At 43.4% G+C, this 12773-nt stretch carries 10 protein-coding genes; 5 read left to right on the top strand and 5 right to left on the bottom strand.

What is annotated here, in order from left to right; translation table 11 throughout:
* The first annotated feature begins 135 nt into the window (after window positions 1–135).
* From htpG to hemH, 4 genes are all read left to right on the top strand, one after another.
* On the top strand, window positions 136–2046 hold the full coding sequence (htpG, locus tag ACRRS0_RS12635) for a molecular chaperone HtpG (protein WP_432452839.1): 1911 nt from the start codon (window positions 136–138) through the stop codon (window positions 2044–2046).
* Window positions 2047–2555: 509 nt separating this feature from the next.
* Entirely contained in the window at window positions 2556–4673 is a 2118-nt protein-coding gene (locus ACRRS0_RS12630; RefSeq protein WP_432452840.1) for a GGDEF domain-containing protein, read from the top strand.
* Window positions 4674–4764: 91 nt separating this feature from the next.
* On the top strand, window positions 4765–5409 hold the full coding sequence (adk, locus tag ACRRS0_RS12625; protein ID WP_432452841.1) for an adenylate kinase: 645 nt from the start codon (window positions 4765–4767) through the stop codon (window positions 5407–5409).
* Between the two features lie 94 nt (window positions 5410–5503).
* Entirely contained in the window at window positions 5504–6493 is a 990-nt protein-coding gene (gene hemH / locus ACRRS0_RS12620; RefSeq protein WP_432452842.1) for a ferrochelatase, read from the top strand.
* A gap of 26 nt (window positions 6494–6519) precedes the next feature.
* Here the strand turns inward: hemH and ACRRS0_RS12615 are convergent, their stop codons facing one another.
* Entirely contained in the window at window positions 6520–6900 is a 381-nt protein-coding gene (locus ACRRS0_RS12615; RefSeq protein WP_432452843.1) for a DUF2750 domain-containing protein, read from the bottom strand.
* 257 nt (window positions 6901–7157) lie between these two features.
* Here ACRRS0_RS12615 and ACRRS0_RS12610 point away from each other — a divergent pair, with 257 nt between their 5' ends.
* The gene (locus ACRRS0_RS12610) at window positions 7158–8747 is read left to right on the top strand and encodes an ABC-F family ATPase (RefSeq protein ID WP_432452844.1); all 1590 of its coding nucleotides are present in this window, start codon (window positions 7158–7160) and stop codon (window positions 8745–8747) included.
* Window positions 8748–8858: 111 nt separating this feature from the next.
* On the opposite strand, the gene purB is transcribed toward ACRRS0_RS12610, so the two are convergent.
* The 4 genes from purB to ACRRS0_RS12590 all read right to left on the bottom strand — a co-directional run bounded on the left by purB (window position 8859) and on the right by ACRRS0_RS12590 (window position 12688).
* Window positions 8859–10226 carry an adenylosuccinate lyase gene (gene purB / locus ACRRS0_RS12605; protein WP_432452846.1) on the bottom strand — a complete coding sequence of 456 codons (1368 nt, stop codon included), beginning with the start codon at window positions 10224–10226 and terminating at the stop codon, window positions 8859–8861.
* An 18-nt stretch (window positions 10227–10244) separates the two neighbouring features.
* The gene (hflD, locus tag ACRRS0_RS12600) at window positions 10245–10871 is read right to left on the bottom strand and encodes a high frequency lysogenization protein HflD (protein WP_432452848.1); all 627 of its coding nucleotides are present in this window, start codon (window positions 10869–10871) and stop codon (window positions 10245–10247) included.
* Between the two features lie 5 nt (window positions 10872–10876).
* Entirely contained in the window at window positions 10877–11980 is a 1104-nt protein-coding gene (gene mnmA, locus ACRRS0_RS12595; RefSeq protein WP_432452850.1) for a tRNA 2-thiouridine(34) synthase MnmA, read from the bottom strand.
* 75 nt (window positions 11981–12055) lie between these two features.
* Window positions 12056–12688, bottom strand: coding sequence for a pseudouridine synthase (locus ACRRS0_RS12590; RefSeq protein WP_432452851.1), 633 nt, complete (start codon window positions 12686–12688; stop codon window positions 12056–12058).
* Between the last annotated feature and the right edge of the window lie 85 nt (window positions 12689–12773).

The following is a 12773-nucleotide window of genomic DNA, read 5'->3' as shown; positions in this document are numbered from 1 at the left end:
TGATTGGCGTTATCAAATAGCGGGGATAAACCGTTTGCTTCGGACTTTTTTGCTGTGATTGCTTGAAATAATTTTTGTCATCCCCATATCGTCTATCAACTGACGTAGTATGTTTTAAAGCAAGGAAATATAACGATGACTGATGCAGCACATGCAGAAACTCATGGCTTTCAAACTGAAGTAAAACAATTACTTCAATTGATGATCCACTCCCTCTATTCAAACAAAGAGATTTTTCTCCGCGAATTAGTGTCTAACGCCGCCGATGCCGCAGATAAACTGCGCTTCAAAGCACTAGAAAATAACGCACTTTACGAAAATGACGGCGAGCTATGCGTTCGTGTTAGCTTTGATCAAGATGCCAAGACAATTACTTTGTCAGATAATGGTATCGGTATGACTCGAGATGAAGTGATAGAACATCTTGGTACTATTGCTAAATCAGGCACTAAAGAGTTCTTCGGTCAGTTGAGTGGCGATAGCGCTAAAGATTCTCAACTAATTGGTCAGTTTGGTGTTGGTTTTTATTCTGCTTTCATTGTGGCAGATAAAGTGACCGTTGAAACCCGTGCTGCAGGTGCTGATATAGACAGCGGCGTGCGCTGGGAAAGCGGCGGAGAAGGTGATTACACCGTTGCTAATATCACCAAACAAAACCGTGGTACCGACATTATTTTGCATCTACGTGAAGACGAACAAGAGTTTCTAGATAGTTGGAAAGTTCGCTCTATTATTACCAAATACTCGGACCATATTTCTATTCCAGTACAAATGTGGAAGGACGAGCAACCAGAAAGTGATGGACCTGATGGCGAGAAAATCGCGGCGGTTCCTGGTGTGTGGGAAGCAATTAACAAAGCAACTGCACTTTGGACCCGTTCTAAAAACGATATTTCAGCAGAAGAGTACAACGAGTTTTACAAGCACATCTCTCATGACTTTAGCGACCCACTTAGCTGGGCTCATAATAAAGTTGAAGGAAAGCAGGATTACACCAGCTTGCTGTATATTCCAAGCAAAGCACCGTTCGATATGTGGAATCGCGAGCGTCAACACGGTTTGAAACTATATGTTCAACGGGTCTTCATTATGGATGATGCCGATGAATTTATGCCGAGTTACCTGCGCTTTGTGAAGGGGGTTCTTGATTCTAACGATTTACCATTGAACGTTTCGCGTGAAATTCTTCAGGATACTAAGACAACGGCTAACTTACGTAGCGCATGTACTAAACGCGTACTCACCATGCTTGAGCGTATGGCGAAAAACGATGCCGAGAAATACCAAAGTTTCTGGGCGGAATTTGGTCAAGTATTGAAAGAAGGTCCAGCGGAAGACTTTGCTAATAAAGAACAAATTGCTAAGTTATTACGCTTTGCTTCTACCCACGCTGATAGCGCAACGCAAGATGTTTCCTTTGCTCAATACATTGAGCGAATGAAGGAAGGGCAAGATAAGATCTATTACGTCACTGCCGATAGTTACGCTGCAGCAGCGAATAGTCCGCACCTCGAAATCTTTAAACGTAAAGGTATTGAAGTCTTATTGATGCATGATCGTGTGGATGAGTGGTTGATTAGTCATTTATCTGAAGCTGAGGGTAAAGCGCTGGTCTCTGTGACAAAAGGCGACCTTGATCTTGGTGACCTCGATGATGAAGAAACCAAGAAGCAGAAAGAGCAAGATGAGACTGAATACGCCAGCTTCGTGACTCGAGTGAAAGAAAACCTTGGCGACAAGGTGAAAGATGTTCGTTTGACTTACCGTTTAACCGATACACCTTCTTGTATTGTGGTTGACGACGACGATATGAGCACTCAAATGCAAAAACTGATGCAAGCTGTTGGGCAAGATGTACCCGAGCAAAAATACATTTTTGAATTAAACCCTCAGCACAGCTTAGTGAAACGTGTTGCCGATGAACAAGATGAACAGAAGTTTGTCGAGTGGGTGAACTTGTTGTTGGATCAAGCAACTTTAGCCGAACGTGGCAGTTTAGATAATCCATCAGAGTTCATTAAACGTGTGAACCAACTGTTGAGCTAGTTGATAGCAGGATAAAAACGCTCGCTAAATGGCGAGCGTTTTTGTTTTTAAGGCTTTAAGAACATATAAATATTCGCTTGTTCAAAGTGAGTTCACTCACTGTAATAACAAAGAGCTAGGATGAGTATCGCCTGTTATCATCTCTCTTTGTAGGTTGCCAATCGGCTTGCTGGTCTATGCAATGGTCGCCAAGCATTGATCGTGATTATGGTTTTGAACGTATTTGATATTCATTTAACTTTGTTGATGGCACACCGTGAAAAATTTATCTGTGTTCAAGAAACACAAACCAGGGTTAATCGGGAATGGTCGGTAACCCATTATAATCTGTTAGTGTGAATGATCATTTGCTTTAGAGCGAGTCATTGAGATACTAAAATACGGATCACTTCGCTACCATCTAGTGATACTGTAGAGCTGTTAAATGTTGTTGTCTTGTTGAGACGGATTAGGTGCTGAATTAGTTGCCTGCTTCGTCGGCAGTACGCTCGTAAAATCGGACATGAAGAATGACCATAAGACTTCGGTCTATAACTTTTATTTTACTCATCTTAGTTGCCATCATACCGGTAGCTGTGCTGGCATTTACGCTTTACCAGCAAATGTACAACTTCGCCTATAAATCTGTTGATAGTCGTTTAGCTACCTCACTGAAACAAATTACTGCAGAATTATCTCATAGTCACCAAATTCTCACCAATGAGCTTTGGCTATTGTCTGAACAACCCCGCATTTTAAAGAGCTTAGATAACAACATACCAGCTAAAGAGTTAAGTTCATTTTTAGAACATTTTGTGCTTGATGCGCCCTTGATTGAATCCTTGTATTTGGTGAAAAATGACGGTCAAATTGTTGTTTCCTATGCTGGTAATGGTCTTGCGCTGTCCGCTGCTGATAATCTGTTCGATTACTTGCCTCATCCACCTGCTCATGAGAAGCAGCCAAGTCAACGGAAGGCGACGCTGGATTTGGCTGATGAGTATGCTTTGGTTAAACGTAGCGGTAAGCAACATAGCATCGTCCATATGATTCCTATTCATACCGGAAAAAATATAGGCATAAAAGGCTACTTGATTGCCGTAGTCCCCATGTATCGATTCATCGAAACAGCGAAGAAGCGCTTAGAACCGCATGAAAATTTAGCTATATTCTTCCGTCAAGAACTCTTGGATGATGATTCGGTGGCCGTTGAACAGGACGAGTTATTTCATGTTGCCGCTTTAGTGCTAACGGGGGGCGGTTATCAAAACGCAGTTTGGCTTAAAATTAGGGTCGGTGAAAGTTTACAAAGTTTGAGTTCACGAGTACAAAATTTTATAGCTCCTGGGGTCGCGAATAGCACCATTGTGATTGCGATTATTTTGGTTATTGTGGTGTTGTTTGCTCACTTTGTAGCGAAGTCTTTCGGTCAGCTTTACACGCTTATTAAAGACTTTGAAACGGATAAAGAGGCTTATTGGTTTAATTGTAGTAAATTTAGCATTCGGGAGTTTGCTGATGTCTCACATCTGTTGGTTGAAATGAAACGAACCATTGGTGAACAGCTCAGAACGGTGAATCATAAAAATAAGGAACTCGCAAGAATTGACCAACTTCGTGCGGGCTATTTGGAAGAAGTCCAAACTTTAAATAGTCAATTAGAATTTAAAGTGGAGGAGCGCACTCGTGACCTAGAGTTATCGATGGCAGATTTGGCCCAAAGTCACTTCTTTTTTCAACAATTGGTTCAATTTCGTCGGTCTTTAGAAGCCAGCTCGGGTAACAAACAAATTGTGCATGATGCTTTGCTGGCCTTAGCTGCTTGCTTTCCTGATATCGAAATAGTACTACACCTCCCAGCATCTGGTAAACATAGCCAAGTGACGGATAGTTTATCTGTTTCTGTGGCGAGTTTTGAAGATATAAAGCTGCAAGCATCTGAAGCCTTAAAGCCAAATGTGGAGCGAACCGTCATCGAGTTTGAACAGCAATGGGTGAATTTATTCGCAATTAGCTGTGGCTCTAAAAAAGAGGGGTGGTTATTAGTGAATCACTCGAGCTTAAGTGAACAAGTTTATAACCGACTCTTACTGGTTATTACGGAATTAAGTAGTTTCTTAGAAAATCGCAGTTTACATGAGGAATTAGATACGATTGCACGAACTGATTCACTTACTGGAATTAGCAATCGTAAAGCCTTCGATGAATTGCAATTCACCCTTGAAACTCAACTTGATGCCGAGGTGGGTTTGTTTGTGATCGACGTGAATGGCTTAAAAAAAATGAACGACGAAAAAGGGCATGAAAAAGGCGATCAGCTGATTATCTCGGTGGCTAGGGTGTTGCGCGAATGTTGTGATGGTATCACCGATAATTATTTTCGTATCGGTGGCGATGAATTTGCGGTGGTGCTGTCTGGAGTTCAATTGACGATGGCTGAAGTTTTATTGAAACGCTTGCGTTCTCAGCAAAATAACCGGGTATTTATTGACTTAGATAGTTTTGGAGGAGAGCCATTGGTGAGCTTTTCGGTTGGTTATGCAACAACTGAAGTGGTCCAATTTAGCGGATTATATCGATTGGCTGACCAAAATATGTACCATGATAAACAAAGCTATTACTTGAGGCTTCGTCAAACTGAACTTTAGTCGAGAGTCACTTGTAGTATTTGTCTCAGCAGTGTAAATTCACTTTTCTTAAAAATAAGCACGATAAAACTAGACCAAGGAATAGCAGATTATGCGTATCATTCTTTTAGGCGCACCTGGTGCGGGCAAAGGTACCCAAGCACAGTTTATTATGGAGCGTTACGGCATCCCCCAAATTTCTACTGGTGACATGCTGCGGGCAGCGGTAAAAGCAGGCACCCCCTTAGGCATTAAAGCCAAAGAAGTCATGGACGCTGGACAACTGGTCTCTGATGAGCTGATTATCGGCCTAGTAAAAGAACGTATTTTGGAAGACGACTGCAAAAAAGGTTTTCTTTTGGATGGTTTTCCTCGCACCATTCCGCAAGCTGATGCAATGAAAGAAGCTGCGATTAGTATTGATGCAGTACTTGAGTTTGATGTGGCAGACGAAGAAATCGTAAAACGCATGAGTGGTCGTCGCGTTCATCCAGGTAGCGGACGGGTGTATCATATTGTTTATAATCCACCGAAAGTGGAAGGTAAAGATGATGTCAGCGGTGAAGATTTAGTGATCCGTCCCGATGACGAAGAAAGTATCGTTCGTGACCGCTTAGCGATTTACCATCAGCAAACTAAACCTTTGGTTAGCTACTATGGGAAAGAAGCTGAACAAGGTAACAGTAAGTACTTCAAATTGGACGGCACCCAGTCGGTTGAAGCGATTAGCAAGCAATTAGTCGAATTACTTGATTGAATTTCGAACACTTGATGAGAAAGCGGCTTTTGCCGCTTTTTTTTATGGTCATAAATACCATACACTGAGTGCTGATGACTAGAGGAAGAGCTTAATGGCGCAAATAGATAAAGAATTAAAATGTGCGGTTATTTTGGTGAATTTGGGGACTCCAGAGCAGCCAACAGCGCGAGCAGTGCGAAAATTTCTGGCGCGCTTTTTAGCCGATAAACGAGTCGTTAACTTACCCAAATTATTATGGTTACCCTTACTTTATGGCGTTATTTTACCGCTTCGCTCACGACGAGTCGCTAAGTTATACCAACAAATCTGGCTGAAAAATGGTTCACCTTTACAGGTGATTAGTGAGCAAATTCAACAAAAAGTAGCGGCTAAACTGAATGCAGAGTATGAGGTGTACTTGGCAATGAGTTATAGCGAACCTTACATTGAACAAGTGGTACACGATGTTGTCGCATCTGGTCACCAAAAGGTATTGTTATTACCGATGTATCCACAATATTCAGTATCCACTACCGCGTCTGTCAATGATGCCTATCATCGTGCCTTAGCCAATAGCTATAATCTGCCGGAGCTTCGAACCGTTAAAGACTATTATGCTGAACCTGCCTATATTCAAGCGTTAGCAAACTCTATTCTGCAGCATTGGGAGGTTAGCGAGAGAGCGGAGGTATTGTTATTTTCATTTCACGGGATCCCAGAACGATACGCGCGTAATGGTGACCCATATCCTAAACAATGTGAAGACACTGCGGCTAAGGTTGCCGCTGCGCTCGGTTTAAAACAGCACCAGTGGCGTTTATGTTACCAATCGCGTTTTGGTAAAGATCCTTGGATCCAACCCTATACAGACCAGTTACTGCGTCAATTGGCAGCGCAGGGAGTAACCTCGGTGGATGTGATTTCTCCGGCGTTTGCCGCTGACTGTTTAGAAACCATTGAAGAAGTATCCTGCGAGTTGCGAGATGAGTTTCTCGATGCTGGTGGCAAGCAGTATCAATATATTCCAGCTTTAAATGATAGCCCTGAGCATGTAGCGATGTTTTGTGAATTAATCAAGAAACACACACAAGGCTGGCCGTGAATTGATTCAAGGGCTGCAGCTAACAATTAGCGGGCATTGTGTAAGGCCTGGTCAAACTCATCGGGCGATAGGATAAGGCCTTCTTCGAGATCGTTGGGAAATATCGCGATATACAATTCGTCGCTGCTGAGGCCTTCGGTCCAGCGGCTTCGCCATTTATTTAAAGAAATGGCCTCGGCAGTACAATGCTCCCATTCGCCTGTGGCCCAGGCCTCGGCAAATTCTTTGTTCGGCCATACCGGAACGCAGTCTTCCTCATCTGAGTTCAGCATCACACAACCATCTTGGTCGATTAAGATCCACAGTTGATTATGGTTTTTCACTTGTTTCAGTAAATATTGATAACGGCGCTCGCTGTCATATTGTTGAATCGTGGCAAGTTGAGATGAGTCGATAGTTGCAGACATGGTGGTTGTCCTAAATGTTCGAGTAATAACTTAGCATAATGGAAATTGCTTAAGCCGTCATATAAAGCCGAGTTTTAGTCATTTGTTCGCTTAAAACAACAGCAATTATCCCGCTCACAACGGAAGTTTTTGTGAGCCGTGTCGTTATATGTGCAGTGTTTGAACAAATTGTGGCATAATACGCGACCAAACTTTTAGCACTCTTGTTACGCAGTGTAATTGGCTCGGCGTAACCTAACTAAGCGGAATTTTTTACATTGCTTACTTCTTCTAATGTCACCATGCAATTTGGCGCTAAGCCTTTGTTTGAAAATGTTTCAGTTAAATTTGGCGAAGGCAATCGCTACGGTCTTATCGGCGCCAATGGCTGCGGTAAATCTACCTTTATGAAGATCTTGGGGGGAGATTTAGAGCCGAGTTCGGGAAATGTCTCTAAAGATCCCAATGAGCGGATCGGAAAACTGAAACAAGATCAGTTTGCCTATGAAGAATGCGCAGTGATCGACACTGTGATTATGGGCTATGAAGAGCTATGGTCGGTGAAATCGGAGCGTGATGCGATTTATGCCAATCCTGATATGACTGAAGAAGATGGTATACGAGCCGCCGAATTAGAAGCCGAATTTGCTGAAATGGACGGTTATACCGCCGAGGCTCGCGCTGGAGAATTGTTGCTCGGTGTTGGTATCCCAATCGAACAGCACTACGGGCCAATGAGTGAGGTAGCTCCCGGATGGAAATTGCGGGTATTGCTGGCTCAAGTTCTATTTGGCGACCCGGATATCATGCTACTCGACGAACCAACCAACAACTTGGATATTAATACGATTCGTTGGTTGGAAGGTGTGCTCAACGAGCGTAACTGTACCATGATTATCATCTCGCACGACCGCCACTTTTTGAATAGTGTCTGTACTCATATGGCCGATTTAGACTACGGTGAATTACGGACTTTCCCTGGCTCGTACGATGAATACATGACTGCAGCCACTCAGGCTCGCGATCAAATGTTATCTGATAATGCCAAGAAGAAAGCGCAAATTGCCGAGCTTAAAACGTTTGTGAGCCGTTTCTCTGCCAATGCGTCCAAATCTAAGCAAGCGACTTCTCGTGCTAAGCAAATAGATAAAATTCAGTTAGCTGAAGTGAAACCGTCTAGCCGTCAAAACCCATATATTCGCTTTGAAGAAGAGAAAAAGTTGCATCGCTTGGCTTTACAGGTTGAAGGTTTAGAGAAATCTTACGAGCAAAATTTGTTTAAAGATTTAAACCTGATGGTTGAGGTTGGTGAACGCATAGCCGTTATTGGCCAGAATGGTATCGGTAAAACGACTTTGCTTAAGTGTTTAGTGGGTGATACTGACTTTGACGGTGATATAAAGTGGTCTGAAAATGCCCAGCTTGGTTATTATGCTCAGGATCATTCTGCTGATTTTGAAAACGATAAAACTTTACTTGATTGGATGTGGCAATGGGGTAAAGAAGGGGATGATGAGCAAGTGATCCGTGGTACTTTAGGACGCTTATTATTTTCGCAAAATGATATTCATAAATCGGTGAAGGTGATTTCCGGTGGGGAACAAGGCCGAATGTTATTTGGTAAAATGATTTTACAAAAACCAAATATCTTGGTGATGGACGAGCCGACTAACCACTTGGATATGGAATCCATTGAGTCATTAAACTTGGCCTTGGAAAATTATCCGGGGACGTTGATTTTTGTAAGTCATGACCGAGAGTTTGTCTCAAGCCTTGCGACTCGCGTGATTGAAATGAAACCCGAGGGGATTGTTGACTTCCACGGTACTTATGAAGAGTACTTAAACAGCCAAGGTTTAAATGTTTAAGTCCAATAGCTAAGTGAAAAAAAGCAGCCTAGGCTGCTTTTTTGTATCTGTATGAGAGCTGGCGAAAAACTGAACCTTATTGTTGTTTTTCGCCAACGCTGGTTGTGCGACTTATAATTGGTCGACTAATTTTACTGCTTCGCCAATGTAGTTGGCAGGGGTGAGCTTTTTCAATTCATCTTTAGCGGCTTCTGGCATCTCTAAACCATCGATGAACACGCGCATCGCTTCTGCGTCAACTCGCTTACCGCGGGTCAATTCTTTGAGCTTCTCGTAAGGTTTTTCAATGCCGTAGCGACGCATTACCGTTTGTACTGGTTCGGCTAATACTTCCCAGTTATGGTCTAGATCACTGAGTAGGTTAGCTTCGTTAATTTGCAACTTACTCACGCCTTTAAGGGTCGCTTGGTAAGCAATTAACGAGTAAGCCATTGCTACTCCAAGGTTACGTAAAACCGTTGAGTCGGTGAGGTCACGCTGCCAGCGTGAAACTGGTAGTTTGGCCGCTAAATGACCAAATAAAGCGTTCGCAATGCCTAGGTTACCTTCTGAGTTTTCAAAATCTATCGGATTCACTTTGTGTGGCATGGTAGACGAGCCAATTTCACCGGCAATAGTTTTTTGCTTGAAATGGCCAAGACAAATGTAACCCCAGATATCGCGGTCGAAATCTAACAAGATGGTGTTGAAACGGGCAATTGCATCATAAAGTTCGGCGATGTAATCATGAGGTTCAATTTGAGTGGTGTAGGGGTTCCACTGGATCCCCAAACTGGTGACGAACTCTTCCGAAAATTGATGCCAGTCGACTTCTGGGTAGGCCGATACGTGCGCGTTGTAGTTACCCACCGCGCCGTTGATTTTCCCCAAAATCTCGACAGCTTCGATCTGCTTTAACTGGCGACGTAAACGCGCTACCACGTTAGCCATTTCTTTACCCATGGTGGAAGGCGACGCGGGTTGGCCGTGAGTGCGTGATAGTAAAGGCGTATCGCGTAGTTCCTTGGCTAGGGAAGTAATGGCATCAATTAGCTGTTGTAAATAGGGGACGAGGACTTCGCGGCGCGCTTCACTGAGCATCAGCGCGTGAGATAAGTTATTAATGTCTTCTGAAGTACAAGCAAAGTGAATGAATTCAGAAACCGCATTTAGCTCGGTATTCGCTGCCACTTTTTCTTTTAAAAAGTACTCAACGGCTTTCACATCATGATTAGTGGTGCGTTCGATTTCTTTTACGCGAGCAGCATCAGCTTCACTAAAATTGTCGTTTATTTGCTCTAAAAACGCGATAGCTTGTTGAGAAAAAGCAGGTACTTCAGCAATATTCTGCTGCGCCGCTAGCTTTTGTAGCCAGCGAATTTCTACTCGTACTCGGTATTTTACTAAGCCAAATTCGCTGAAAATACTGCGCAGTTCAAGAGTTTTGTCCCCGTAGCGTCCATCTATCGGGGAAATGGCTGTCAAGGTAGACAGTTCCATGGTGATCTCCTAAATTAACTAATCAATGGTGTTTAAAAGTTGTGTGGTTTGCTGTAAATATTTTTTTCGTGAAAATATAAGTTGGCGACGTTGACCGCCCAGTTGACGCCATAATACACAAGCGCGAATGCCTGCCAGTAATAAAGCGCGAACTTTGTGTTGTACAACTGGCTGTTGCAGGTAGCTAACGTTCCCTGCGACCTGGATCCGCGGACCTAAGGGGCTAATAATATCGCTATAAATATCAGCAATGCCGCCCAAGACCTGTTGCTCAAGCAAGCTAAAATGTTGTAGTTGGCGATCAAGTTGACTGATCCGCTCTCCCATCATATGCATTAGGTCAGGACGCTTTTGCAGGCGTCGTTCTAGAGCGAGCATACTCACGAGATAGCGAGTGATCTCAGAGTTACGTTGTTGTTGTGAGCTATTCAATTGGGCATTCATCACGCTTAAGCCCAGCTTAATTTGGCTTAGGTCGCCGAATACTTCAATTGTTTGTTGAGGATCGGTCACCAAAATGCTTTTTAAACTGGTACTTAAGTCGGCTTCTTCGCAGCTACTGGTGCGCGCCACATCTTGAACTAACTTGGCGGCTTGGCAAATTCCAGCAAAGGCAATCACTCGGTTAGATAGTTGACTACTCATGGTTGTTATAGGCCAATTTTATGTTCAATAATCGCTCCGCCTAAACAGACCTCATCGAGATAGAAGACCGCCGATTGTCCGGGCGTCACTGCAATTTGCGGTTCATCAAACAATACTTCTATTTCATCGTCACTGATCGGTTTGAGGGTGCAGGGCACATCTATTTGTCGATAGCGAATTTTAACGCTGCAGCGAAGCTCTTCGGTGAGAGGCAGACGATCGACCCAGTGTATTTGCCCGGCAATTAAGGCTTTGGATTTAAGGCGTGGGTGGTCATGACCTTGTCCAACGATCAAGACATTACGTTCAATGTCTTTATCAACGGTGTACCAAGGATTCTCATCACCATCTTTAGTGCCACCAATGCCTAAGCCTTTTCGTTGGCCTAAGGTGTGATACATCAAGCCCTGATGGGTGCCAATGACTTTACCTTCACAGGTTTCAATGTCTCCCGGTTGAGCGGGCAAGTATTGCGATAGAAAATCAGTAAATTTACGTTCACCGATAAAGCAGATCCCGGTTGAATCTTTTTTGCTGGCTGTGATTAAACCTTGTTGTTCGGCAATGCGTCGTACTTCAGGTTTTTCTATCTCTCCAACCGGAAATAGTGTTTGGGCAATGTGCTTTTCTTCTAGGGTATACAAAAAATAGCTTTGATCTTTATTGCTGTCTAAGCCTCTTAACATTTGCCAATGTCCATCTTGAAAGCGTCGCTGTACATAATGGCCGGTGGCGATGTAATCGGCGGCCAATTCTTCGGCGGCAAATTCCAGAAAGGCTTTAAACTTAATTTCCTTGTTACACATGATATCAGGATTGGGGGTTCGACCAGCCTTGTACTCTTCGAGAAAATGTTCAAATACATTGTCCCAATATTCCGCGGCAAAATTAATCGTGTGAAGTTTAATGCCTAATGTGTCGCAGACTGCTTGAGCGTCGGCTAAATCTTCTGCCGCCGCGCAATACTCACTGTTGTCGTCTTCTTCCCAATTTTTCATAAACAAGCCTTCAACTTGGTAGCCTTGTTCAAGCAGCAAGTAGGCTGAAACGGAAGAGTCGACACCGCCGGACATACCGACAATCACTTTTTTAGTGTTGTTTGAATTCATGTTAAATCTTTGGGAAAAATTTGCGGCAAATTCTACCAGAAATTCTGTGATGAAAACAGCATTTCGCCAGTCTAGCTAAGCTATTTGCTCATCAATTAGCTGCTGGTATTCGCCGTTATTTATTCCTGCCAAGGTATAGCGACCAATTTGATAGCGAATCAAGCGTAAAGTTGGAAAACCGATTGCTGCGGTCATTCTCCGAACCTGCCGATTACGGCCTTCTTGAATCGTCATGCTTAACCATGTCGTCGGAATCGTTAAGCGTTTTCTTACCGGTGGATTACGTGGCCATAAATCTGGCTCGTTAATGAGCTTGACCTTGGCCGGTCGACAGGCCCCATCTTTTAGATGGATACCTTTCCTTAGTCTATCTAAGTCCTTCTCAGAGGGGGAGCCTTCTACCTGTACCCAATAGGTTTTATTGGTTTTATTTTTGGGATCTGCCAACTGGTGCTGCAGTTTGCCATCGTTGGTGAGTAGCAATAAGCCTTCACTGTCTCTATCTAAGCGACCCGCAGCGTAAATATCGGGGATGTCAATATAGTCTTTTAAAGTGGGTCGGCCTTGCCCATCGGTAAATTGGCTTAATACATCAAAGGGTTTGTTAAATAGCACTAAACGGCGCGGCCCGTTTAAGGTTTTTGTTGATTTTGAGTCAACCTTTCGTTTGAAACGGCGTGGCTTAGACGCGGGATTGGTATTTTTCATAGGGCAATTGTAACAGCTATTGGAACGACCACTAGCAAAACAATGTTAATGCGTTTGTAAATGGTTTATTATTTTTTCCGAATTA

The organism is Agarivorans sp. QJM3NY_29, from assembly GCF_050870835.2.
GTDB lineage: Bacteria > Pseudomonadota > Gammaproteobacteria > Enterobacterales > Celerinatantimonadaceae > Agarivorans.
The sequence above is the reverse complement of the archived record's forward strand: the minus strand, read 5'-3'. Positions and strand labels throughout refer to the sequence as shown.